The sequence below is a fragment of the Pseudomonas sp. AC532 genome, assembly GCF_979258965.1.
The window spans coordinates 1,179,494-1,204,034 of record NZ_OZ409888.1 but is presented as its reverse complement, the minus strand read 5'-3'; the positions used below and the strand labels follow the sequence as shown (position 1 = coordinate 1,204,034).

20 protein-coding genes are annotated in these 24,541 nt (G+C 63.1%); 12 read left to right on the top strand and 8 right to left on the bottom strand.

What is annotated here, in order from left to right:
* The first annotated feature begins 4 nt into the window (after positions 1 to 4).
* Positions 5 to 1,297: an FAD-dependent oxidoreductase gene (locus ACZ0AV_RS05775; protein WP_499150158.1), complete on the top strand. Its 1,293-nt coding sequence runs from the start codon at positions 5 to 7 to the stop codon at positions 1,295 to 1,297.
* Here ACZ0AV_RS05775 and ACZ0AV_RS05770 read toward each other — a convergent pair.
* Both ACZ0AV_RS05770 and ACZ0AV_RS05765 read right to left on the bottom strand, forming a co-directional pair.
* On the bottom strand, positions 1,294 to 2,490 hold the full coding sequence (locus ACZ0AV_RS05770; RefSeq protein WP_499150157.1) for an MFS transporter: 1,197 nt from the start codon (positions 2,488 to 2,490) through the stop codon (positions 1,294 to 1,296). The two genes, ACZ0AV_RS05775 and ACZ0AV_RS05770, sit on opposite strands and share 4 nt — an antisense overlap.
* A gap of 89 nt (positions 2,491 to 2,579) precedes the next feature.
* Entirely contained in the window at positions 2,580 to 3,308 is a 729-nt protein-coding gene (locus tag ACZ0AV_RS05765) for a substrate-binding periplasmic protein (protein ID WP_499150156.1), read from the bottom strand.
* A gap of 254 nt (positions 3,309 to 3,562) precedes the next feature.
* Between ACZ0AV_RS05765 and ahpC the strand changes: the two genes are divergently transcribed.
* Both ahpC and ahpF read left to right on the top strand, forming a co-directional pair.
* Positions 3,563 to 4,126, top strand: coding sequence for an alkyl hydroperoxide reductase subunit C (ahpC, locus tag ACZ0AV_RS05760; RefSeq protein WP_499150155.1), 564 nt, complete (start codon positions 3,563 to 3,565; stop codon positions 4,124 to 4,126).
* Positions 4,127 to 4,400: 274 nt separating this feature from the next.
* Positions 4,401 to 5,954: an alkyl hydroperoxide reductase subunit F gene (gene ahpF, locus ACZ0AV_RS05755; protein WP_499150154.1), complete on the top strand. Its 1,554-nt coding sequence runs from the start codon at positions 4,401 to 4,403 to the stop codon at positions 5,952 to 5,954.
* Positions 5,955 to 6,019: 65 nt separating this feature from the next.
* Here ahpF and ACZ0AV_RS05750 read toward each other — a convergent pair whose 3' ends face one another.
* Entirely contained in the window at positions 6,020 to 6,415 is a 396-nt protein-coding gene (locus tag ACZ0AV_RS05750) for a hypothetical protein (RefSeq protein ID WP_499150153.1), read from the bottom strand.
* 137 nt (positions 6,416 to 6,552) lie between these two features.
* Here ACZ0AV_RS05750 and ACZ0AV_RS05745 point away from each other — a divergent pair, with 137 nt between their 5' ends.
* Positions 6,553 to 7,683 carry a M14 family metallopeptidase gene (locus tag ACZ0AV_RS05745; RefSeq protein WP_499150152.1) on the top strand — a complete coding sequence of 377 codons (1,131 nt, stop codon included), beginning with the start codon at positions 6,553 to 6,555 and terminating at the stop codon, positions 7,681 to 7,683.
* Between the two features lie 12 nt (positions 7,684 to 7,695).
* Positions 7,696 to 7,911, top strand: a complete 216-nt coding sequence (locus ACZ0AV_RS05740; protein WP_499150151.1) for a hypothetical protein — start codon at positions 7,696 to 7,698, stop codon at positions 7,909 to 7,911.
* Here the strand turns inward: ACZ0AV_RS05740 and ACZ0AV_RS05735 are convergent.
* Positions 7,877 to 10,249, bottom strand: a complete 2,373-nt coding sequence (locus tag ACZ0AV_RS05735; RefSeq protein WP_499150150.1) for an ATP-dependent DNA helicase — start codon at positions 10,247 to 10,249, stop codon at positions 7,877 to 7,879. The genes ACZ0AV_RS05740 and ACZ0AV_RS05735 overlap by 35 nt on opposite strands.
* Positions 10,246 to 11,904: a VRR-NUC domain-containing protein gene (locus ACZ0AV_RS05730; RefSeq protein WP_499150149.1), complete on the bottom strand. Its 1,659-nt coding sequence runs from the start codon at positions 11,902 to 11,904 to the stop codon at positions 10,246 to 10,248. The genes ACZ0AV_RS05735 and ACZ0AV_RS05730 overlap by 4 nt, the downstream gene beginning before the upstream one ends.
* Positions 11,905 to 12,055: 151 nt before the next feature.
* On the opposite strand from ACZ0AV_RS05730, the gene ACZ0AV_RS05725 reads away from it, so the two are divergent.
* The 7 genes from ACZ0AV_RS05725 to ACZ0AV_RS05695 all read left to right on the top strand — a co-directional run bounded on the left by ACZ0AV_RS05725 (position 12,056) and on the right by ACZ0AV_RS05695 (position 21,110).
* On the top strand, positions 12,056 to 13,216 hold the full coding sequence (locus ACZ0AV_RS05725; protein WP_499150148.1) for a two-component system sensor histidine kinase NtrB: 1,161 nt from the start codon (positions 12,056 to 12,058) through the stop codon (positions 13,214 to 13,216).
* A 110-nt stretch (positions 13,217 to 13,326) separates the two neighbouring features.
* Complete coding sequence (locus tag ACZ0AV_RS05720) at positions 13,327 to 14,769, top strand: ATPase domain-containing protein (RefSeq protein WP_499150147.1); 1,443 nt, start codon at positions 13,327 to 13,329, stop codon at positions 14,767 to 14,769.
* 28 nt (positions 14,770 to 14,797) lie between these two features.
* The gene (locus tag ACZ0AV_RS05715) at positions 14,798 to 15,160 is read left to right on the top strand and encodes a response regulator (RefSeq protein WP_499150146.1); all 363 of its coding nucleotides are present in this window, start codon (positions 14,798 to 14,800) and stop codon (positions 15,158 to 15,160) included.
* 324 nt (positions 15,161 to 15,484) lie between these two features.
* A complete protein-coding gene (locus ACZ0AV_RS05710; protein ID WP_499150145.1) occupies positions 15,485 to 16,990 on the top strand; it encodes an ATP-binding protein in 1,506 nt (501 codons plus the stop codon).
* Positions 16,991 to 17,495: 505 nt separating this feature from the next.
* Entirely contained in the window at positions 17,496 to 18,602 is a 1,107-nt protein-coding gene (locus tag ACZ0AV_RS05705; RefSeq protein WP_499150144.1) for a nitroreductase family protein, read from the top strand.
* Positions 18,599 to 19,915: a flippase gene (locus tag ACZ0AV_RS05700; protein WP_499150143.1), complete on the top strand. Its 1,317-nt coding sequence runs from the start codon at positions 18,599 to 18,601 to the stop codon at positions 19,913 to 19,915. The genes ACZ0AV_RS05705 and ACZ0AV_RS05700 overlap by 4 nt, the downstream gene beginning before the upstream one ends.
* Before the next feature lies 1 nt (position 19,916).
* Positions 19,917 to 21,110, top strand: a complete 1,194-nt coding sequence (locus ACZ0AV_RS05695; protein WP_499150142.1) for a polysaccharide pyruvyl transferase family protein — start codon at positions 19,917 to 19,919, stop codon at positions 21,108 to 21,110.
* Positions 21,111 to 21,267: 157 nt separating this feature from the next.
* Here ACZ0AV_RS05695 and ACZ0AV_RS05690 read toward each other — a convergent pair whose 3' ends face one another.
* The 3 genes from ACZ0AV_RS05690 to ACZ0AV_RS05680 all read right to left on the bottom strand — a co-directional run bounded on the left by ACZ0AV_RS05690 (position 21,268) and on the right by ACZ0AV_RS05680 (position 24,488).
* Positions 21,268 to 22,071, bottom strand: a complete 804-nt coding sequence (locus ACZ0AV_RS05690) for a WecB/TagA/CpsF family glycosyltransferase (RefSeq protein ID WP_499150141.1) — start codon at positions 22,069 to 22,071, stop codon at positions 21,268 to 21,270.
* Positions 22,072 to 22,308: 237 nt separating this feature from the next.
* Positions 22,309 to 23,739 carry a mannose-1-phosphate guanylyltransferase/mannose-6-phosphate isomerase gene (locus tag ACZ0AV_RS05685; RefSeq protein WP_499150140.1) on the bottom strand — a complete coding sequence of 477 codons (1,431 nt, stop codon included), beginning with the start codon at positions 23,737 to 23,739 and terminating at the stop codon, positions 22,309 to 22,311.
* Positions 23,736 to 24,488, bottom strand: a complete 753-nt coding sequence (locus tag ACZ0AV_RS05680; RefSeq protein ID WP_499150139.1) for a WecB/TagA/CpsF family glycosyltransferase — start codon at positions 24,486 to 24,488, stop codon at positions 23,736 to 23,738. Before ACZ0AV_RS05680 ends, ACZ0AV_RS05685 begins: the two co-directional genes overlap by 4 nt.
* Positions 24,489 to 24,541: the final 53 nt, after the last annotated feature.

Here is a 24,541-nt window from a genome sequence, read left to right as displayed (position 1 = left end):
GCCCGTGCAAGTTCTACCCATTGCCATCGTCGGCGCCGGTACCGCGGGGCTGGCCAGCGCCATTTTGCTGGCTCGCCAGGGCTGGCGGGTCACCCTCTACGAACGTGTCGCCGATCTGCAGCCGGTCGGTGCGGGGGTCCTGCTGCAGCCTTCCGGGCTCGCCGCGCTGCGTCACCTGGGGCTGCTCGACGAGTGCACCGCCCTTGGTGCGCCGGTCAGCCGGCTGTTCGGCACGTCCGCCTGCGCGCAGCGGGTGATTCTCGACACCCGGTACGCGCATTGGCAGGCCGGTGCTGTCGGCCTTGGCATCCACCGCGGTGTATTGATGACCGCCTTGCTCGGCGCAGCGCGCGCGGCCGGGGTAACTATCCGCACCGGTATGGGCGTCTCCCGCTTCGCGCAATCGGCTACCCATGTGCGCCTGTTCGCCGAGGATGGCCAGGGCAATGAAAGTTTGCTGGGCGAACACGCGGCGTTGATCCTGGCCGATGGCACCCGTTCCCGGCTACGCACGCAGATGCAGGTGCGCCAGTCGGTCAAGGCGTACCCGTGGGGCGCGCTGTGGAGCATCGTGCCGACTCCCGTGGGGGCTGACTCTACCGACCTGCGCCAGTGGTACCGCGGCTGCTCGCAGATGTTCGGCATCATGCCCACCGGCTGTACCCACCTGGACCGCCACACGCGGCTGAGCAGCCTGTTCTGGAGCCTGCCGGTGGCGGGCCATGGCGTCTGGCAACAGGCGGGGCTGGAGGCCTGGAAGCAGTCCGTGCGCCAGCTTGCCGGCGAGCCGGCGGAAGCATTTCTGCATACCCTCGACAAGGCCGAAAAACTGATGCTGGCCAGCTACGCCGACGTGCGCATGCACCAGTGGCACGACGGCCGTGTAGTGGCCATCGGCGATTGTGCCCATGCCATGAGCCCGCAGTTGGGGCAGGGCGCGAACATGGCGCTGGTCGATGCCGTGGCGCTGAGCCAGGCTCTGGGCACGGGCGAGGGGACCCGGGCGGCCGACTTTTCCAGCTGTTTCGCCGCGTATGGCGCGGTGCGCCGCGCTCACCTGCGTTACTACCGTCAGGCGAGCCGCTTGCTGACGCCTTTGTTCCAGTCGCACAGTGCAGGGTTGGCGCTGTTGCGCGACAGTGCTCTGTTCGTGGCGCGGCACCTGCCGGCGGGCCGCCGCCACGCGGTTACTACCCTGGTCGGCGCGCGCACCGGGTGGCTGTTCTCCGGCAAAGGCGCAGCCCCTCTGCATGCCTGGGAGAACCCGTCGTCCGCGCCGCCGGTGCAGTGCCCTTAGACAGCGGCCCGTGCCTGCTGAACCCGCCATGCCCAGGCAAATATCGCCAGGCCGGCTAGGGCGGTTACCGCGCCGATATAACCGGTCGAGGTCCAGCCGAACCCGGCGCTGATGGCCAGGCCGCCCAGCCAGGGGCCGAGGGCATTGGCGATATTGAACGCGGCGTGATTGGAGGCAGCGGCCAGGGTCTGTGCACCGGTGGCGACATCCATCAGGTGGGTCTGCAGTGCGGGGGACAGGGCCGCGATAGTGCCCAGGGCCAGAATCGCCGGCAGCATCGTCCAGATCGACTGTGTAGCGGCCGGCAGCATCAGCAGTACCAGCGCACTCCACAGCAGGATCCACGCCACCGACTTGAATTGCAGGCGGTCGAACAGCCAGCCGCCGGCCATGTTACCGAGGATGCAGCCGACGCCGAATACCGCCATGGCCACCGGGATCATCCCCGGGTTGACCCGCGTGACTTCCAGCAGCGTCGGCGCCATGTAGCTGAACACGCAGAACATGCCGGCAAAGCCGATCGAGCCGATGCCCAGCGCCAGCCAGATCGGTGCGCGGTTGAAGGCGCGCAGTTCGTTGATCGGGCTGCTGCGCACCTCATTGCGGTCGAGCGGCAGGAAGATCGCGACCATGGCCACGGTCAGCAGGGCGATCACGCTGACCAGAGCGAAGGCGTAGCGCCAACTGACGCTCTGGCCCAGCCAGGTGGCCAATGGGTTGCCAACCAGAATGGCCACGCTCAGGCCCATCAGCACGCGGCTGACCGCTTTGGCGCGCTTGTGCGGAGGGGCCATGGAAGCGGCAACCAGCATGGCGACGCCGAAATAGGCGCCGTGGGGCAACCCGGCAAAGAAACGGAACACCAGCAGCGAGGCGTAATCAGGCGCCAGAGCGCTGGCCAGGTTGCCGACGGCGAATACGCTCATCAGCAACAGCAGCAGGTGCTTGCGCAGCAGCCGTGCGCCAAGCAGTGCGAGGATCGGTGCGCCGACCACCACGCCGAGGGCATAACTGCTGATCACATGGCCGACTTGCGGCTCGCTGACGCCCAGGTCCTGGGCGACGTTGGGCATCAGGCCCATGATCGAGAATTCACTGGTGCCGATGGCGAAACCGCCAAGTGCCAGCGCCAGTTCGATCAGCAGGATCGCCCCCGCGCTCAGGCGGGTGGCGTCGTGGGCGGGGCCACTCATGTATCTACCTCGATAGTTTGCAGCGAATCAGGCGGGGCATTATTCACGCAAAGGCGTAGCGAGAGAACCGCTTTGTTGGTCGGGGCCGGTCAGCGGTAGCGCTGCAGGATGGCCTCGAACTCGCCGTCTCGCTGCATTTCCAGCAGGGCGCGCAACAGTGCCTCGGTCGGCACATCGGGAGCGTTGCGTACCAGGCAGGCCGCCGGGTCGCTGGACAGTTCGTGCACGTCGTGGAGCCTGCTGGCTGCATCACGATCGCGGTTGTGCCAGTGCAGGGCCAGTTCGTTGCTGATCGCATAATCGTAACGTCCGGCAGCCAGCTTGTTGAGTACCAGGCCCTGGGTGCGGGCATCATTGCGTCGCAAGGTGCCGGCCACCAGCCGCGGGTAGAGGGTCGGGTAATGAAACCCCAGTACGGTGCCGATCGATTGCCTGGGCAGTGTCTCGGGTGTCACCGGCTCGGGGCTGCGGCTGACCAGCAGATCGCGCTGGACCATGAAGGGCACGCTCCACAGATACCCCGGATAGGTGTCGCTCAACCAGGCTGGATTCACATAGCAGCGCACGTCGATCTCGTCGTTCAACAGGGCGCGGTGCACGCGCAAACGGGGCATTACCAGCAGCTCGGCGCGCCGCCCGAGCTTGTCGGCGAGCCGCATCGGCAGGTCGTGGAGGATGCCGCCTACGGCCTCCCCGTCGCGGATCTCGACCAAGGGCATCACGCCGCTTTCGGTGATCGAGAAGCGCAATGGGCGTTGCTCGGCAGCGCAGCAGATACTGAGCAGGGCAAGCGCAACGGTGGTCAGGGTACGTGGCATTGGGAACGAACCAGATAAGATGGGGTATTGTCTGACAGGCTACGGCACCTGCCAGCGACGTGCCGCTGCAGGCGCGTGCGGCGCGCCTCATCGGTTGCACCGTGCGAGCGCTTCAGACTACTGTTTTAAAAGGCTTTTTATATGGGTCGATTGAGTCAGCTTATTGGTTTCATGGTTTCAATCAATGGGCTCTTCGATCCATATGGGGCTACTATCTGTCCTGTAAATTTTTCAACCCTCCAAGGAGTTCACTGATGTCTTTGATTAACACTCAAGTTCAGCCGTTCAAGGTCAATGCATTTCACAATGGCAAATTCATCGAAGTCACCGAAGAAAGCCTGAAGGGCAAGTGGTCGGTACTGATCTTCATGCCGGCAGCTTTCACCTTCAACTGCCCGACCGAGATCGAAGACGCCGCCAACAACTACGAAGCCTTCCAGAAGGCCGGTGCCGAGGTGTACATCATCACCACCGACACCCACTTCTCGCACAAGGTATGGCACGAGACCTCGCCAGCCGTTGGCAAGGCTCGGTTCCCGCTGATCGGCGACCCGACTCACCAGCTGACCAACGCCTTTGGCGTGCACATCGCTGAAGAAGGCCTGGCACTGCGCGGTACTTTCGTGATCAACCCGGAAGGCCAGATCAAGACCGTCGAAATCCACTCCAACGAGATCGCTCGTGACGTGGCCGAGACCCTGCGCAAGCTGCAAGCTGCCCAGTACACCGCTGCCCACCCGGGCGAAGTGTGCCCAGCCAAGTGGAAGGAAGGTGCCCAGACTCTGGCTCCGTCCCTGGACCTGGTCGGCAAGATCTAAAAACGGTCGGCAAACTACTGCGCGTCGTCGATGCGGCGTTGAAATCAGGTGGGGCCGCCCAGGCTCGGGCTCGTTATTTACAGCTCGTAAAGTCGCCCGCGACTCCGACCTGCCCGAGCCTGATTTCGCCTTGCCTCGACACCGCTCGCTACGTTTGCCAATCCGTTTTCCGCGCTGACCAGATCAACCGCTGATTCTGGAAGCGCGCCCGAACGCCCGGGCGTAACCCGTCCGGGCGTTTTATTGCCCGAATTTCGTCATTGAGGACCCGTATATGTTGGACGCAACCCTTAAAACCCAGTTGAAGGCGTACCTGGAAAAGGTCAGCCAGCCGTTCGAGATCGTCGCGTCCCTCGATGACAGCGACAAATCCCAGGAGCTCAAAGGCCTGCTCGACGACATTGTCAGCCTGACCGACAAGATCACCCTGAAGACCGACGGCACTGACGCCCGCGTGCCGTCGTTCGCCCTGAATCGCCCGAATGGCAACATCAGCCTGCGCTTCGCCGGCCTGCCGATGGGCCACGAATTCACCTCGCTGGTGCTGGCCCTGCTGCAAGTCGGTGGCCACCCGTCGAAGCTTGCAGCCGAAGTGATCGAGCAGATCCAGAACCTGGAAGGCGAATTCAACTTCGAGACCTACTTCTCGCTGTCCTGCCAGAACTGCCCGGACGTGGTCCAGGCGCTGAACCTGATGGCCGTGCTCAACCCGAACATCCGCCACGTCGCCATCGACGGTGCGCTGTTTCAGGATGAAGTCGAGTCCCGCCAGATCATGTCGGTGCCGAGCATCTACCTCAACGGTGAACTGTTTGGCCAGGGCCGCATGGACGCCGAGCAGATCCTCGCCAAGATCGACACTGGCGCCTCGGCCCGTGACGCCGAAAAGCTCAATGCCAAGCAGGCCTTCGACGTGCTGGTCATCGGTGGTGGCCCGGCCGGTGCTGCGGCAGCCATCTACGCCGCCCGCAAAGGCATCCGTACCGGTGTTGCCGCCGAGCGTTTCGGCGGTCAGGTGCTGGACACCATGGCCATCGAGAACTTCATCTCGGTGCAGGAAACCGAAGGCCCGAAACTGGCCCGCGCCCTGGAAGAGCACGTCAAGCAGTACGAGGTCGACATCATGAACCTGCAGCGCGCCAGCGCGCTGATCCCGGCGTCCAGCGCCGGCGGCCTGCACGAAGTGAAGTTCGAGAGCGGTGCGAGCCTGAAGGCCAAGACCGTGATCCTCTCTACCGGCGCGCGCTGGAGAGAGATGAACGTGCCGGGTGAGCAGGAGTACCGCAACAAGGGCGTGGCCTACTGCCCGCACTGCGACGGCCCGCTGTTCAAAGGCAAGCGCGTGGCGGTAGTTGGCGGTGGTAACTCGGGTGTGGAAGCGGCCATCGACCTGGCGGGTATCGTGGCGCACGTTACCCTGCTGGAGTTCGACAGCAAGCTGCGTGCTGACGCCGTACTGCAGAAAAAGCTGTACAGCCTGCCGAACGTCAAGGTGATCACCAGCGCCCTGACCAGCGAAGTGAAAGGCGATGGCCAGAAGGTCACCGGCCTGGTCTACAAGGATCGCAACTCCGACGAGTTCGTCCCGCTGGAACTGGAAGGCATCTTCGTGCAGATCGGCCTGCTGCCGAACTCCGAGTGGCTCAAAGGCTCGGTGGAGCTGTCGGACCGCGGCGAGATCATCGTCGACGCCCGTGGCGAGACATCGCTGCCCGGCATCTTTGCCGCCGGTGACGTGACCACCGTGCCGTACAAGCAGATCGTCATCGCCGTGGGCGAGGGCGCGAAGGCATCGCTGAGTGCCTTCGACCACCTGATCCGCAGCTGATTTTTCGCAAGACCATGAAGAACGGGCCCATCGGGCCCGTTTTTTATGCCTGCATCACGCGTGACTCAGTCGGTGTTTTGGTCGCGAATCAGCACGAAGGTGCTGCCGTGTTCGTCATCGAGGCGCTCGCAGATGAAGTACATCTCCACCTGGCCCTCTTTCATGGCGGCCAGCAGGTCACCGGCCTGGGGCGTGAAGAACGCCTTGGAGCCGGGCTTGGCTTCGCAGGCGATCAGCGCGGTGAAGAACAGCGCCGGGTCAATGCCGTCGAAGTAGTCGTCGCGCTCGGCGGCGTCCCATTCCTGCGGAGGCTCGAAGGGGCCAGTGAACAACACCCTGGCATCGCCCAGGTCCTGCTCTTCGGAGTCCAGGTCGTCCTCGTCGGGGCGATAGACCGTGCAGTCCAGCGATTCGGTGGCATCCAGCACGCGCTGGCGTTGTTGATCATCGGCTAGGGACATGGTGGCTCCGGTCATCTGCATAAGTGAGGCCTGCAGTGTGAGGCGCACCACGGTGAGCTGCAATCAGTGCCTATGGATTTCCCGTTGGCCAGGAACCTGCGATGCTGGTGCGATCGTGAATAGCGTTGGGAATAACCATGAAGATCGGTTCTGATTTCGACAGCGGCAATATCCTCGTGCAGGACGCCAGCGACCCGCACAAGGTGCTGCTGGCCATGCGCAAGGACCTCAACAGCGACCACTTCCAGTGGTTCCATTTCCATGTCGACGGCCTGACGCCCGGCACGCGCCACGACTTCAGCATCACCAACGCCGGGCAGTCGGCCTACAGTCGCGCCTGGACGGGCTACAACGCAGCGGCCTCCTACGATCAGCAGACCTGGTTCCGCGTGCCGAGCCGTTTCGAGAATGGCGCACTGAATTTTGGCCTGGAGCCCGAGCAGGCGCAGATCTGGTTCGCCTATTTCGAGCCCTACAGCCGCGAGCGCCACACTGCGTTGATCGCCCAGGCCCTGGCGTTGCCGGGTGTCTCGCTGCATGCGCGCGGGCGCAGCATCGAGGGCCGCGACATCGAGCTGCTGCGCGTGCACCGCCATGCGGGTGCGAGCCGCAAGGTGTGGATCATCGCCCAGCAGCATCCCGGAGAGCACATGGCCGAATGGTTCATGGAGGGCATCATCAGGCGCCTCGGCGATGCGGGTGACGACGAGTTGGACGCGTTGCTGCAGCAGGCCGATCTGTACCTGGTGCCGAACATGAACCCGGACGGCGCCTTTCGTGGGCACCTGCGCACCAATGCGGCGGGCCAGGACCTCAATCGCGCCTGGCAGTCGGCGAGCCTGGAACGCAGCCCGGAGGTGTTGTTCGTGCAACAGGCGATGCGTGAGGTCGGTGTGGACCTGTTTCTCGATATCCACGGCGACGAGGAAATTCCCCATGTGTTTACCGCCGGGTGCGAAGGCAACCCAGGGTTCACACCGCGCCTGGAGGCTCTGGAAAACGAGTTTCGCCAGCGTCTGGTGAGCAGTGGCGCGGCGTTCCAGACCCGCTTCGGTTACCCGCGCAGCGCACCGGGCAAGGCCAACCTCAACCTGGCCTGCAACGCGGTTGGCGAAGAATTCGACTGCCTGTCATTCACCCTGGAGATGCCCTTCAAGGATCATGACGATACCCCTGACCCGCAGACCGGCTGGAACGGTGAGCGCTCAATGAAACTGGCCGCCGATATGCTTGGCGTGATTGGCCAGGTGGTCGATCGCCTGCGCTGATCAGGTGTGTTCGTGCAGGGTGTCCTGTTCATCCTGCGCCGCCTGGAGTTCCTGGAGGGTCTGCCTCTTCTCGGCGATTTCCCGCTCGGCCGCGGCACGCTGCTCAGGCGGCAGCCTTGGAGTGCGTCGTCGGTTACGCCGACTTCCTTGAAGACGGATTTTGCCACTGGCGGCAACGGCTACCGGCTGACGTTCAACCTGGCGGGTCGAACAAACCGCGTTGGGTGATACCGGGCAGCCGCTCGGTCGAGATCGGCTTCGCTGGCGGCGATGGTTGCCGGGCCAGGGGCGGTAGCAGCGTTTGCGGCACCCGGCTGCGCTGCACCTGCCACCAGCCCGGCAGCAGGGCGCGTACTTCAGGCAGAGTGAAACGGTCGTCCATCAGGTGCACGACGCCGTTGTCCTGCGGGGTGCGGATGACCCGCCCAGCGGCCTGCACCACCTTCTGCAGACCGGGATACAGGTAGGTGTAGTCATAGCCGCTGCCGAACATTTCCGCCATACGCAGCTTGATCTGCTCGTTGACCGGATTGATCTGCGGCAGCCCCAGGGTCGCGATGAAGGCACCGATCAGGCGATCCCCCGGCAGGTCGATACCTTCGCCGAACACCCCGCCCAGCACGGCGAAACCGATGCCCTGGCCGCCGGGCCGGAAACGGTCGAGGAACTGCTGGCGTTCGGCTTCGTCCATTTGCCGCCCCTGGACCCAGCGTTCAAGCTGCGGATGCTGGCGCTCGAACAGCTCCAGCACCTGCTGCAGATACGCGTAGCTGCTGAAGAATGCCAGGTAATTGCCGGGGCGCTCGCTGAACTGCCGCGCCATCAGCGCGACGATGGGCGCCAGCGAGCGCTCGCGGTGCTGGTAGCGGGTCGACAGGTTGCCGACCGCCTGCACCTGCAGTTGTGCGGCCTGGAACGGTGATTCGACGTCCACCCAGGGGGTCGCCTCAGGCAAGCCGAGCAGGTCGGCGTAATAGCGGGCCGGGCTCAAGGTTGCAGAAAACAGCGTGGTGCTGTGGCTGTCTTCGAAACGCGGCGCCAGAAAGGGCGCCGGCACGATATTGCGCAGGCACAGCACCGAATGGCTGCGCTTGCGGGGATCCTCCTTGCGGCTGACATCGAACAGCGAATGCGGGCCGAAGGCTTCTGCCAGCCGGCAGAAGGCCATGGCGTCGAGGTAGAACTGCAGCAGTTCGCCGTCATTGCCGGTGGGCTGATCGGTCAGGTGGTCGGTGAGGGCACTGACGGCCTTCTGCAGCGCCAGGAGCAGCAGGTCCGGCGGTTGGGCATAGGTCTGGTAGTCCTCGCGCTGCTCCTTGTGCAGCTGTTTCCAGTGGCGACTGATGCGCGTCAGCACGGCATTCAAGCCCTTGGGCGCGGTGCTGCGCATGGCCTCGAAACGCGCCTGGTCGAGTTCGGCGCTGTACATGCGTCGGGCGCGCTCGATCAGGTTGTGGGCTTCGTCGACCAGCAGCGTGACGCGCCACTCGTTGATCAGCGTGAGGCTGTAGAGCAGGGCGCTGAGGTCGAAATAGTAGTTGTAGTCGCACACCACCACGTCGGCCCAGCGGGTCAGCTCCTGGCTGAGGTAGTAAGGGCACACCTCATGCTGCAGGGCGACTTCGCGTACGGCAGCCTGATCCAGCCAAATACGCTCGACCGCCGCCTGGCGCGCGGCAGGCAAACGGTCGTAAAAACCACGGGCGAGCGGGCAGGATTCGCCATGGCAGGCCTTGTCCGGGTGCTCGCAGGCCTTGTCCCGTGCCACGTGTTCCAGCACCCGCAGTGGCAGCGCTTCGCCACGCAGAATCTGCAGGGCGTGCAACGCCAGCTGGCGGCCCGGCGTCTTGGCGGTCAGGAAGAACAGCCGGTCGAGCTGCCGCTCCGGGAACGCCTTGAGCTGGGGGAACAGCGTGCCCAGTGTCTTGCCGATGCCCGTGGTGGCCTGGGCCATCAGGCAGTGCCCGTCGCGGGCTGCACGGTACACGGCCTCGGCCAGTTGCCGCTGGCCGAGACGAAACTCGGCATGGGGAAAACGCAGCGTATCCAGCGCCGCGTCGCGGGTCAGGCGGTGCGCCTGCTCCTGTTCGGCCCAGGCGATGAAACGGCTGCAAAGCTCGGCGAAGAACACGTGCAGTTCGACCGCCGTGCGGGTTTCACGGAAGACGCTTTCCTTTTGGGTGAGCACGTTGAAGTACACCACGGCGAGGTCGATCTGCGGCAGGCCGCGGCTTTCGCACAGCAGCCAGCCGTACACCCGCGCCTGCGCCCAGTGCAGTTGCCGGTGGTTGTCGGGAATCCGACTGATATCGCCGCGGTGGGTCTTGATCTCTTCGAGCAGGTTGCTCTGCGGATCGAAACCGTCCGCCCGGCCACGCACCTGCAACGCTTCGAACTCACCGGCCAGCGGCACTTCGGATTGATAGTGATCACCGCGCCGGGCAACCACCGTGGCATGGCCGGCCATGCCCTCCTGGGCGGTGGGCGACGGCGTGAAGCGCAGGTCGAGATCGCCGCACTTGGCGGTGAATTCGCAGAGTGCGCGCACCGCCACCCGGTAGCTCACGCGTCGGCCCACTGCACGTAGCAGACATCCACCGGCATGCCGTGCTCGGCGCAGAACGCCAGCCAGCGACGCTGGTTGTCCTGCAGCCGATCGCCAGGACCTTTCACCTCGATCATGCGATAGCGCTTTTCCTCGGGCCAGAACTGGATGAGGTCGGGCATGCCCGCGCGGTTGGCCTTGATATCGCCGAGCAGGCGACGAAACCAGGCCTGCAGGTGAGCCGCCGGCAGGCAGTCGAGAGCCTGCTCCAGCAACGCTTCGCTCAGCACGCCCCAGTGCACGAAGGGTGACAGGATGCCGAATTTGTCGCGGTAGGCCTGGCGGATGCTGGCTCGATAGCTGCCATCCTCCAGCTGCGCCAGGCACGCGGCGAACATGGCGCGCCGGCGAGGGTAGAAATCGGCGTTGAGCAGGTCAGCCGGGCCATGCTGGAAGGGGTGGAAGAACGCCCCGGGTACCGCGGCGAAGATCGCCGGCCAGCAGAGCAGGCCGAACAGGCTGCAGATCAGCGTGTTCTCGACATAATGGACCGGCGCTTCGTTGCGTTGCAGGTGCTGCTGCACCAGCCGTTCGACCGCCAGCGATGGCAGCCTGGGCAGTTGCAGGTCGAGCCGCGCTGGCGCAGGCGGTTTGCTGCGCTTCGCGCTGGGCAGGCCCAGTTGCCGTGCCAGGCGTGCTGCCGCGCGTTCTGCCAGTTGCAGTTCAGCATCGCCGGTGGGCGTCGCGATGGCCTGGCTGACGAGCTCGAAGGCTTCGCCATGACGCATCATGCGCTCCAGCACACGAACCTGCCGTTGGCGCGCCGCGCCATAACCGCTGCTGGCATACACCGCCAGTGCCTGCTCGAACTCGGCGCAGCGCTCCAGGTGCTGGCCGATACGAAACAGCAGTTTGGCTCGGCGCTCGGCGATATAGGGGTTGTTGTAGCGCCGCGTGTCGATGCACTCGCGTAGCGCCTGCGAGGTGTCACCGGCTTCGAACGCTTCACGGCAGCGCTGCAGGTGCAGGTAGTCGTCGACGTCCTCGCGGCAGCGCAGCGCCCGCGAGTCAGGCGGAAAATCAACGCTTTCGTAACGGAATATTCCCAAATCGGCGAGCACGAACTCCGACCATTCCTGGCGCAGGTTGCCAAAAAACATCAGCCGCAGGCGCTCGCTGAGCGCATCGATGGTCAGGCTGTAAAGCGCGTCATCGAACGTCGGACACCACTCGCCAAAGGCTTGGGCTTGGGCTTGGTCGCCGTCGCCGTCGCCGTCGGCGGCGAGCTGCTCCAGCAGGTCGCCCTTGCGGGCGCGGCGGTCGCTGAGCCGGTCGGCGAAGCAGGCGACAATCTCGTCCTTGCGCAGCAGCCCCAGCAACTCGTGCAGGTGCAGCGCGGCGTCATCGATCACCCAGCCGCGGCCCAACAGCGGGAGTGCCGCCTGGCGGCAACAGCCAATCTCGTCGTAGTTGAGCTTGCTGGCCCGAAAGTGCACGCCCTTGCGCATGATCATCCGCACCAGTAGCGCCTGGGACGGCCGCTCGAGAATGTCGAAAGCCTGCAGAAAATCATGCTCATGGCGGCTCAGCAAGTCGGCATGGCGCGCGCCGATCCACGCCAGGGCCTTCTGGAAGTTATGCAGGTAATAGAAGCGCGGGTCGCTGGACAAGGGCATGCAACACTGTGGAGTACTGTTTTTATATACAGATACCAGGCCGCTGGCCATCTGGCAATCGGCGTGAGATCGGCGGGCTGCACGTCACACTGTCGCAGCGTGCGTTTGGCGGATTAAACTGCACGACCTCCGCCGCCTTGAACGGGCCATCATGAGCAGCCAGTTAGCGCCTCTTACCCCAAGCACCCTGACCGAACGCCATTACGAATTGCTGGTTCAGGCGGTGGTCGACTATGCGATTTTCATGCTCGACCCCGCGGGATGCATCGTGTCCTGGAATGCGGGTGCCCAGCGTATCAAGGGGTACGAGGCGCACGAGGTGGTCGGGCGACCGCTGTCGATCTTCTACACCGACGAGGACCGCCACAACGGCAAACCCGTGCAGCTTCTCGAGCGCGCCTTGCGTGACGGCCGCGCGCAGGACGAAGGCTGGCGGCTGCGCAAGGACGGCACGCGCTTCTGGGCGCTGGTGGCCATCGACGTGATTCGCGACGATGCCGGCACGGTGATCGGCCTGGCCAAGATCACCCGCGACATCTCCGACCGCTACGAGGCGGACCTGCGCTACGACGCCTTGCGTGCGCAGCTGTTTCAGGCGCAGAAGCTCGAGGCCCTAGGCCAGCTGAGCGGTAGCATGGCCCATGACTTCAACAACCTGCTTACCATCATTCTCGGTGCCGCCAAACTCGCCAGCCGGGCCAGCGACCCGCAGCGCCTGGCCAGCCTGCTGGCCAGCATTCAGGATGCTGGCGAGCGAGGCGCGCAGATGACCCGCAACCTGCTGACGTTTGCTCGCTGCGAACAGATGCCCAAGCGCCTGGTCAGGCTCGATGAGCTGCTGGCCAGCGCGCATTCTTTCATCACCCAGGCCCTGCCCAAGGCGATGCACCTGCACATGCAGGTCGCTGCCGATCTGTATCCGGTGGAACTGGACCCGGCCCAGCTGGAGATGGCGCTGCTCAATCTGGTGCTCAATGCCCGCGATGCGATGGATGGCTGCGGCGAGGTAGAGGTGCGGGCGGAGAATCGCACGCTGAATGGCGAGCTGGAGGATCTGCATGGCGAATTCGTGCTGATTTCGGTGATCGACCAGGGCGTGGGTATCGACCCGGGGATTCGCTCGCGGCTCTTCGAGCCCTTCTTCACCACCAAGGATGTCGGCAAGGGAACCGGGCTGGGGCTCAGCCAGGTCTACGGATTTGCCCGACAGGCGGGCGGCAGCGTTTACGTCGAGAGCCAGGCAGGGCAAGGCGCCACGGTCGTTCTGTGTTTGCCTGCAGCCGTTGGTGAATCAGCAGATGCGGGTGATTGAACATGTTAGTATCGCCCAATCGCTTTTCCGGTCAGGGCGTCAACCAGTAGGAAGAGCACTTTCAAAGCGTAAGCTATTACGGCGTATTTTCGACTGAGGCAGACCCTAACTTGGAACAGCTACAACGCCTAAGAAGTGGGATCGAGGGGCTGGACGCGTTGCTCAAGGGCGGCCTGGTGGCTGGCGCATCCTATATCGTTCAAGGACGCCCCGGCTCGGGCAAGACCATCCTGGCCAACCAGGTTGCGTTCAATCATGTCCGCGATGGGGGCCGTGTACTGGTGGCCACCCTGTTGGCCGAGTCCCATGAGAGGCTCTTTCAATTTCTCTCCACGATGAGTTTTTTCGATCCGGACAGGGTCGGTGCGGAAATCCAGTTCGTCAGTGCTTTCGATACGCTGGAGAACGAGGGCCTCGACGAAGTGGTGAAGTTGCTGCGCCGTGAGATCAGCCGCCAAAAGGCCACGCTGCTCATCGTCGACGGCCTGCTGAACGCCCGCTCCAAGGCAGAAAACCAGATCGACACCAAGAAATTCATCTCCGAACTGCAGGGTCATGCAGCGTTCGCGGGCTGTACCGTGTTGTTTCTGACCAGCTCCCGTCTCGACGATGGCAGCCCCGAGCACACCATGGTCGATGGCGTGATCGAGCTTGGCGAAGAGTTGTTCGGTGCGCGTTCGGTACGTCGCATCCACCTTCGCAAGACCCGCGGCAGCGGTGCGCTGTCCGGTCTGCACGAATGCGAGATCACCGATGACGGCCTGGTCGTTCATCCTCGCCTGGAAAGCCTCTACAGCAAGCCAACCCTGCCTGACAGTGTGGAAATGTCGCGCGTATCCAGCGGCGTGCCGAGTCTGGACAAGCTGATCGGTGGTGGCCTGTCGGAGTCATCCGCAACGTTGATCATGGGGCCCTCGGGCGTCGGCAAGACCAGCCTTGGATTGAATTTCCTCGCGCAGTCCACGGTCGAGTCCCCCGGCCTGCACTTCGGTTTCTACGAGACGCCCCAGCGCCTGCTCCTGAAGGCCGAGGCCTTGGGCCTGGATCTGCGCTCGCTGGAAGAATCGGGCGCGTTGCACATCATGTGGCAGCCTACTACCGAAGGGCTGCTCGATGGCCTTGGCGCTCGGGTCATCAAAGCGGTGGAAGAGAACGGCATCAAGCGCCTGCACATCGACAGCCTCGGCGGCATGGCCCGTGTGGCGGTTGGCAGCACGCGGCTGATCGAATTTTTCAGCGCCCTGATGAGCCAATTGCGCTCGATGGGCGTGACGGTTTTCGCCACCTGGGAGATGCGTGACCTGTTCGTGGCCGAGATCAATGCCCCGGCCCCCGAGTTGTCGAGCATCGTCGACAACCTGATCCTCATGCGTTTCGTGGAAAAGGATGCTGAACTAAAACGCCTATTGTCCATTCTGAAAATGAGGGATAGCCATTACGACGCGTCTCTCCTCGAAGTGGTCATTAGCGATCATGGTATTGAACTGAGCAAGGCATTCAAGAACGATGCAGGTGCCTTGTCAGGGACAGCGTTACCGGCTCAGGAAGCCTGAGCAATATGCCTGATCGAGCCTACGGACTATGACAACCATCCTGATAGTCGATGACGAATACCTGATCGCGGATATTCTCGGCTATGCCATGGAAGACGAAGGCTACATGGTGGTGAAGGCGAGCAACGGCCGCAAGGCCCTGGAAGTGCTCGATCGTGACCGTCCCGAACTGGTGATCACCGACTTCATGATGCCGATCATGGATGGCCTCGAGTTCGCTCGCGCGGTACGGGCCAGGTCGGCGTCCGTCGACCTGCCGATTATTCTCATGAGTGGCGCGCAGGGCAGTGTCGGGCGCGCCAGTCCCGATTTGTTCGCGGCGGTTTTCGACAAGCCGTTCGACATCAATCAGGTCATCGCCAAGGTAAGGGAACTGATCGGCCCCAGCTGATCGACTGCCCGACTTGTCGCCCGCTGCCGCACGCCGGCTGCCTGCCCAATCTCCCTGCGCTATTTCTGGAACGGCCTCTCGCCAGGGCGGTCGAAGGCTGCGTATACCCTCATGCGTGGTCACGTGCTGAGGCAGCCCGTTGTGTCGAGAGCAGAATTCCATGGAAGCGGTGGTAGTACGGGCGCCTGTTGGCGTTCGCTGGTTGGGTGCTCGGTGCATCGTTTCCTTCTTTGTGAAGAAGTGGCTATCTAGCCCTGCGCCAAGCGCGGGATACCAGCTGCTGCGCCGATTTGGCGCCTCGCTGCGTTGTCGGGGGGAGCCAGCATGCGCGTGCTGATCTGCAGTGACGAAGCGCCGCTGTTGTTACCACTACTCGCCCCTCTGCAGCTGTCTGTCGAAGGGTGCGACGTCGCTGCGCTGGCAGCGACGGCGAGCGCCGATATTGGCGCCATCCTGATGGACGAAGACGCCTGGGCGGCCGGTGGCGAGCATGCCTGCGCAGCGCCGTTGCGCGCCTCGGTTCCGGTCATTCTGCTGGGCGCCGTCGGCAGTTCGCCGAACCACGCATCGTTCGCAACACCGGGCGTGCTGGTGCTCGAACGTCCGTTCAGCTCGCGTTCGTTGTGCAGTTGTCTGGCTGCGGTTCTCGATCGGCCGGTAGACGACGGGGCCAGGAACGACGCCGACCTGGCTTTGCTGCAAAGCCAGAAGATGGACGCCGTGGCATCGCTGACCGGCGGCATCGCCCACGATTTCAACAACATGCTGACGGGCGTCATCGGTGCGCTCGACATCATGAAGCGGCGCATTGCCAGGGGACAGGTGGAGGGGCTCGAGCGGTTCATCGAGGCGGCCAGCGTTTCCGCGGACCGCGCCAGCGCATTGACCCAGCGGCTGCTGACCTTTTCCCATCGCCAGCCGCTGGATGCCCGGCCGGTGGACGTTGGCCCGTTGCTGGGCTCGCTGGAATTGCTGGTCCGGCGTACCGTCAGCGACGGCATCACCTTGCGCAGCCATCACCGGCCCTGCACGGCCAGGGTGATGGTGGACGCCCGACAGCTGGAAAGTGCGATCCTCAATCTCGCCGTCAATGCCCGCGATGCCATGCCCGAGGGCGGGCAGATACAGTTGCAGACATCGCTAGTCGACCTGGCTGCCGAAGACATGGCTGCGCTGCCAGATCTGTCACCGGGTGGTTATCTGTTGATCGAGTTCTCCGACACCGGCGCAGGCATGGGCAGCGATACCCTGGAAAAGGTCTTCGACCCGTTCTTTACCACCAAGTCGCTGGGGCAGGGCAGCGGGCTGGGGCTGTCCATGGTGCACGGCTTTGCCCGTCAGAGCGGCGGGCAGGTGACCATTCACAGCGAGCCCGGGGTCGGCACCACCGTACGCCTCTATCTGCCAGCCGTCGATTGCAACGCGGCAGCGCCGACATCAACCGCCAGCAATAGGCAGGCACGCACCGCCACCCACAGGGTGTTGGTGGTCGAGGGCGACTCGGCAGCCCGTCTGCTGGCATGCGAGGTGCTGGTGGAAATGGGCTGTGAAGCTGTCAATGCGGCCGAGCCGCAGGCGGCCATCGACCTGCTGACCTCAGGCACACCCTTTGACCTGCTCATTTCGGATGTCAGCCTGCCCGGCATGACCGGTGTGCAACTGGCCGCCGTAGCCTACCGGCACAGGCCCGAATTGCCGGTATTGCTGATCGCCGGGAAGGGCGAAGGCGTACCGTCGGTGGCCGGTCAGGCGGTGCGTTCCATCGCCAAGCCGTTCTCCATGCGCGAGCTGCACGAAACCCTCAGCGAAATACTTCCGGTCAGGCACTAGGCACTGGGCTCATCGCGGCGCGCGGTTTCGTGCGTATCAATCACGGGTCCAGACCGCCGTGCTGAAGCGCCTCCAGCGTCCGCCAGCCGCGCTGGAACGCCCGTTCCAGCGCGGCTGGCGTAAGCAGAAACGACCTTCCAGCAACTTTTTCCCAGGAAAACATCCGGTCGCGGAATCAAAGCGTTACTCCGTAGTCCTAACCCCTGACAACGAAGGGCGGCAATCCATAACGCCGCCCCCAGCCCTCGAAGTGCTGGGTTGGATGTCGATCCGTTAGCAGTACCAAATGCCGTTTGTCCCGCCAGCTGCAGTGAGCTGCTGGAGCGCGCGCGGTGATTGCGGTAGGGAAGGGATGCTGCTGTATGCGCCAGCCAGGAAAGCTTTATGGCGGCGTACAGACGCTTGCGGTTCGGCTGCCAACTGCCTGCGTCCACCAATTCAAATGTCGCCGTGCCGCACGGCGATTGTGGGGGAGATATTAACCATTGAACGGTAATCACAGCCTATGAAAATGTTGAAGGAATCCCTCAAGAAGGTATTGCCGCGCAACAGTATCGATAACCTCAAGGGCGTGCAGAAAAAGCTCGCCATGAGCTGGATCCGGGCGCTGTCGCGCTCCTCCACGTTGCGCCGCTTCCATTATTCGTTCTTCTCCTCCGCGTTCGACCGTGAAGCCTACGCGGTGGTGGTTGGCCACTTGCAGCATGAGCAGAACCTGTCCGGCGCCGAGCCGGTGAATTACTTCCTGCGCCGCGCCGTACACCGCATCGAGAAGGGCCTGATCATGCAGCCGCGGCGTGAGGTATTCGCCCTGGATTACATTGGCGACACGGTCGACAGCTACATCGCTTCGCTCAACGGCAATGTGGATCGCGACGAGGTCAGCTGGGCACACGATGTGCTGGCCGAGTATTTTGCCGTCACCGGCGAGCACCCGGTTATCGCCCGCGCCCGCGAGAAGTTCGCGCGCTTCGAGCGGCCGGCCGGCTCGCCGCACAGCCTGCGTAATCCGGATGCCCAGCGCGTGCCATTCGTGGCGGACGTCAGCACGCCGAGCGTGGACTACACCGCCATGCGCCAACTGTCGATGAAGCGTCGCTCGGTGCGCTGGTATCAGGATCGCCCGGTGCCGCGCGAGGTCATCGACAAGGCCGTAGAGGTTGCCGTGCAGTCGCCGAGTGCCTGTAATCGCCAGCCCTACCGCTTCCTGATCTTCGACGATGCCGCTTCGGTGGCCCAGGCGTCGCGCCTGCCGATGGGTGTTGCCGGGTTCGATCACAACTTCCCGGCCATCGTCGCCGTGGTGGGCCGCCTGCGGGCCTATCCACATGTGCGCGATCGCCACGTGATCTACATCGACGGCGCACTGGCGGCCATGTCCTTCATGTTCGCGCTGGAGACCCAGGGGGTTTCCTCGTGCTCGATCAACTGGCCGGACATCCCCGAGCGCGAGGTGGCGGCGGCCAAGCTGCTCAAGCTCGACCCGGACGAGCGCATCGTCATGTTCATCTCCCTCGGCTACGCCGCGGACACCGGCCTGGTGCCGTATTCGCAGAAGCTGTCGCTCGATGAAGCCCGCAGCTATGGGCACCTGGAGATGTCCAGTCGATGAGCGCCACGCGTGTCCAGGAGGGCATGAAGTACCTCCTCAATTCCGGCTGGATGCTGGCCGAAAAGTTTCTGATGTTGGCCATTGGCCTGGCGACTACCGTGGTACTGGCCCGTTATCTGGGCCCCGAGGATTTCGGTTATCTCAACTACGCACTGGCGTTGCTGGGCCTGCTCAGCATCGTCGTGCACCTCGGGTTGACCGGCCTGGTAGTGAAGGAGCTGCGCAGCAACCCCGATAACGAAGACCAGATTCTCTCCACGGTATTCGTGATCAAGGTGGCCTGCTCGGTGTTCGCCTTCGCGATCATGATGGGCACCTACCTGATCGGCAACGACCAGAATTTCCTGGTGCTGCTGTTCACCGCCCTGGCGCTGTTCTTCACGCCGTTCGAGATGCTCATCGACTGGTTCCAGGCGCGCGTGCAGGCCAAGTACGCGGCAGTGGCAGGCTTCGTCGGCCAACTGGGCGGCAACGGCCTGAAGATGATTCTGGCCATCGCCGGTGCCGGCCTGGTGTACATCGCCCTGGCCCACGTGGTGGTGGTGATGGTGACCTCGGCTATCCTGGTTTGCTACGCGGTGATGCTCAAGCGCGATTTCCGCTTCGACTTCTCCTGGACGCTGGGCAAGACGCTGCTCAAGAAAAGCCTGCTGATCTTCCTCGGCTCGCTCTCGGCAGTGATCTACCTGAAGGTCGATCAGATCATGCTGCAGTACATGCTCGGCGAGTATTCGGTCGGCGTGTATTCGGCAGCCTCGCGGCTGTCCGAAGCCTGGTACCTGATCCCGACCATTCTCATGGCCTCGGTCTTCCCGAAGATGATCGACCTGCACAAGACCGACACCGCCGGCTATAACCGCTTCATGCAGGTGGCGCTGGACGTGTTGTTCTTCATGGCCTTCGGCCTGGCCGTGGTGGTGTTCTTCCTGTCCGACTGGATCGTGCTGACGCTTTATGGCGACCAATACGTCGATGCCGGCCCGGTGCTGGCGATCCATATCTTCGCGGCCACCTTCGTGTTCATGCGCGCGCTGTTCAGCAAGTGGATCATCATCGAAGAAGCGTTCATCTTCTCGCTGGTCACCCAGGGCCTCGGCGCCGTGAGCAACATCGTGCTCAATTACTTCCTCATCCAGAGCCACGGCGTGGTCGGCTCCGCCTGGGCGACGCTGATTTCCTATTCCATCGCCGGTTACGTGAGCTTGCTGCTGTCACGCAAGACACGGCCGCTGTTCATCATGATGACCAAGAGTATTTTTCTGCACGTGTTCATTAGCGTGCCCCAGTTGATTCGTGAATTCAGGAGAACGTGATATGTACGTTGAGATTCGCAAAGCCGGCTTCGTCAACAAGGGCGCAGCACTGATGCTGCACGCAGCCCTGCAGCAGGTGCGCCAGAACCTCCCGACTGCCAAGGTGGTAATGGAGCCTGGCCGCGCCAAAAGCCCCTATCCTTACGTGAATCGCGCTTCCCTGGGGCTGTATCAGAAAGCCTGGCTGTGGCGCTCGGGCATCCCGTTCGGTGACTTGGCGGCGCTGGTGCCGGCCGGCATCCGTGAGCAATATGGGATCGTGCTGGACAAAGACATCAACGTGGTGCTCGACGCTGCGGGTTTCGCCTACAGCGATCAGTGGGGCCCGGACCTGTCTGAAGAGCTGGCACGTTCCAGCAAACGCTGGAAGAAACAGGGCTCGAAGGTGATTCTGCTGCCCCAGGCGTTCGGGCCGTTCCGTGACCAGAAGAGCAAGGACGCGGTGAAGGAATTCGTCGAGAACTGCGACCTGATTTTCGCCCGTGAGCAAATCTCTTACGACTACCTGACCGAAATCGTTGGTGAGCGCGCCAACATCAAGATCGCGCCGGATTTCACCAACCTGATCTCGGGCCCCGTGCCGGACTACTTCGATCCTGAAATCCATCAGGTTTGCGTGGTTCCCAACTGCCGGATGCTGGACAAGACCGGCGACAGCGTCGCCAAGGGCTATGTGCCGTTCCTGCAGCGTGCGACCAAGATGCTGGTGGAGCGCGGCGCCAAGCCGTTCCTGCTGATTCACGAAGGGGAGGGCGATGCGCGCGTAGCCGAGCAGGTGTCGCAAGCGGTGGGCGGCCTGCCGATCCTGCGTGAAACCGATCCGTTGGTGATCAAGGGCATCCTGGGCGCCTGTCGTGGCACCCTGGGCAGCCGCTTCCACGGCCTGGTCAGCGCGCTGTCGCAAGGTGTGCCGTCGCTGGCCACTGGTTGGAGCCACAAGTACCAGATGCTGTTCGCCGACTACGGCTTTGCCGAAGGCGTGCTGAACATCGAGCTGAGCGACGAGGAGCTGTCCAGCGCGCTCGACTACCTGACCGACCCGGCGCAGATGCAGGCGCTGTCGACTCGCCTCAGCGCGCATTCGGCCGAGCTGAAGACGCGTACCCAGGCGATGTGGAACGAGGTGTTCGCGCTCATCGAACAGGGCCAAGGCGTGCGCAGCCAGAAGCCGCTGGCGGTGGCCGCAGGCCGCTAGGTACTGCCGGCGCTACAACGCAGCGGACAGTTCGCTGCGTTGTAGCCTGATCTGTGCAGGAGGCGCTGCCGAGGTGCATTTCAAGGCGCCGCCGACGCTCAGCAAAAAGCCCCGGACGATCACTCGTCCGGGGCTTTTTCGTTACGGCCGGGATGACTCAGGATTTACGGTTGTAGGCGCTTTGCTGTTCGTTGACCGTGCCGGTGCTGCTGTCCATGCCATTGCGCACGATGTAGTAGAAGAACTGCGGGATGCCGATGATATAGCGGGCAAACAGGCGTCGTGGCTCCATCAGCAGGCGGTACAGCCATTCCATGCCGACCTTGCGGATGACCACGGGAGCACGATTGAATCGCTGCGCGGCAAAGTCGAAGATCGCACCGCCGCAGACCATCAGGGCAGGGCGGCCAAGCTGGCGTTGCAGGTGAACGGCAACCTTCTCCTGGCGGGGCATGCCCATGCCCATGACGATAAGTGGAATCTTGCCGGGCTGCAGGTGCTCCTGGACGAACTCCAGGTAACGCTCGACGGGTTGGAAACCATCGATGGCGTGGAACTCGTGGTCGCCGAACAAGGCGCTGGCGCCCTCGTGGATCCAGGGTTCGCTGGTGCCCATGGCGAACAGCTGGTAACGGTCGCGCTGCTCACCGTGCACCACGTGCTCGATCAGCGCAGGAATGAAGTCGGTACCGTTGAGGTTGGCGCCAGGTGCGAGGCCGTTGAGCGAGCAGGCCAGCTTCACGCCGATTCCATCACGCAACAGGTAGTTGACCCGCATGAAGTCGCGGCGCGCGCTTTGGTCATGCTGGATGATGTTGTAGCCGTGTTGATTGAGGAAGCCAATGATCGTGGGCTTCTTGGGTGCGCTCAGTTCGTCCAGCAACGCAGGCACATCATGCTCATCCAATAACTTCAACTGGTGGATTAAAGGATCGTACAGCTTGAGGTGGTTAGTTTTCACAGGCGAGCCTCGTAGTCGGAAAGTAAGTGAATAATCCGGTGTCTGTTCACTGTGGCTTCGCGCTTTGCTTATTCTTATAGAGGTCCATTGTTTCAGCGAAATGAACGGGCCGTCCGTGGCCCGCTGTTGTCGTGAACGGGTGATGCCATGCAGGGATTGCCCCGCTGCCGAGCTCGATGGCGCTCGGCGTTCTGCTGGCCAGCCTCGTACCGCGTCGGTAACGGCGCTGGCCATGCATCAGGCAGCAGAAACCTTGAGTTCCTTGACCCGACCATAGTTGTCGGAGAAGCGTACGATGTCGTCTTCGCCGAGGTAGGTACCCGACTGCACTTCGATCAGCTCCAGGGGAATCATGCCGGGGTTTTCCAGGGCATGGATCTGGCCGATCGGAATGTAGGTCGACTGGTTCTCGGTGACCATGTAGGTCTCCTCGCCGTTGGTCACCCGAGCGGTGCCGCTGACCACGATCCAGTGTTCGGCGCGGTGATGGTGCATCTGCACCGACAACTTGGCGCCCGGTTTCACGGTGATGCGCTTGACCTGATAACGCTGGCCCTGATCGATCGAGTCATACATGCCCCACGGGCGGTAGACCTCACGATTGTTGAGATGCTCGCAACGCTCTTCACGCTTGAGCTGCTCGACGATACGCTTGACCTCCTGAGCCTTGTCCCTGTGCGCGACCATGATGGTGTCCTTGGTCTCGACGATGATCAGGTCCTCGACACCCACGGTCGTCACCAGGCGGTAGTCGGCATGCACGTAATTGTTGCGGCTGTCGTGGCTGAGCACGTCGCCCTTGTGCACGTTGCCCTGAGCATCCTTCTCGCTGACGTCCCACAGCGCGGACCAGGAGCCGATATCGCTCCAGCCGGCGTCCAGGGGCACCATTACCGCGTGTTCGGTGCGTTCCATCACGGCGTAGTCGATGGAGTCTTCCGGGCAGGCGGCAAAGGCCTCCTTGCCGATGCGCACGAAATGCATGTCCTTCTCGCTCTGCGCCGCAGCGCGGCGGCAAGCGTCGAGAATTTCCGGTTGCCAGCGTTGCAGTTCTTCCAGGTAGCGGCTGGCGCGGAACATGAACATACCGCTGTTCCAGAAGTGCTCACCGGAGGCCAGGTAGCGCTCGGCGGTCTCGGCATCGGGTTTTTCCACGAAGCTTTGCACGGCATAACCGCCATCGCCAGCGGACGCACCCTTCTGCAGGTAGCCGTAACCGGTTTCGGCATGGGTAGGCACGATGCCGAAGGTCACCAGCTTGCCGGCCTGGGCGAAGGGCAGGGCGGTCTCGATGGCGCGGTGAAAGGCCTCGACGTCCTTGATCAGGTGGTCGGCGGCGAGCACCAGCAGCACCGGGTCATGTTCTTTTTCCAGCGCCTGCAGGGCAGCCAGGGCAACTGCTGGCGCCGTGTTGCGGCCCACCGGCTCGAGCAGGATGCTGGCGTTGTCGATGCCCAGGGTGCGCAGCTGTTCGGCGGCGAGGAAGCGATGCTCCTCGTTGCAGATCAGGCACGGCGGGCTGACCTTGAGGCCGTCGAGGCGGCGAATGGTCGCCTGCAGCATGGACAGCGAATCGTCGGCGATGGGCAGGAACTGCTTGGGGTTCAGTTGGCGCGAAAGCGGCCAGAGACGCGAACCGTTACCGCCGGAAAGAATGACAGGAATCATCGTGGAGCTCCTCCCATGAAGAGTGATTGCCGAAGTTTGAATTCCCTGAGCAGGATCGGCAGGATCAGTAACGCATCGCGTGCATAACGGCCCACTAGGCGGCGCGGCTCGGTGAACGCACGGTGCAGCCATTCCAGCGAATAGCGCTGCATCCACAGCGGGGCGCGCTGGATCTTCCCGGACAGGAAATTGATCGAGGCACCCACGCACAGGCCGATGCCGACCGCCTGATCGGTCTCGAAGATCTTGTGCGCCAGGATTTCCTGACGCGGGCAGCCGACCGACAGCACCACCAGGTTGGACGGGTGGTCGATGACGAACGACAGGCAGGCAGCGATGGCCTCCTCGCTGTCGATGAAACCCATCGGCGGATTGTGGTGGTGGAAGGTGATGTGCGGGTAGCGCACGCGCAGATTCTGGATGTCCTGGTCTTCACAGCCGATCACGGTGACGCTCCAGGCGCGCTCCTCGGCAATGCCGATCAGCTCCTCGGTGAGGCTGCTGCCTGGAATGGCGTCTTCGACCGGCACCTTGAGCATGCGCAGCAGCGGCAACAGCACGCGGCTGTCGCAGATGCGGTGACGCGCTACGGCGTAGGCGCGCTTGAGGTCGCGATCGGTTTCCAGCTGCACCACATGGTTGACGTTGGGCGTCACGATATAGCTGTATTTGTGGGTGCTATGCTCGACCAGGTCGTCGACCAGGCGCTCCTTGGAGCCAGCGTAGAACTCGATGTCAAAGGCCTTCATCAACATTTCCTTGCGCCACTGGCGCGTGTTACGGATGGGGAGCGGTTGTCTTT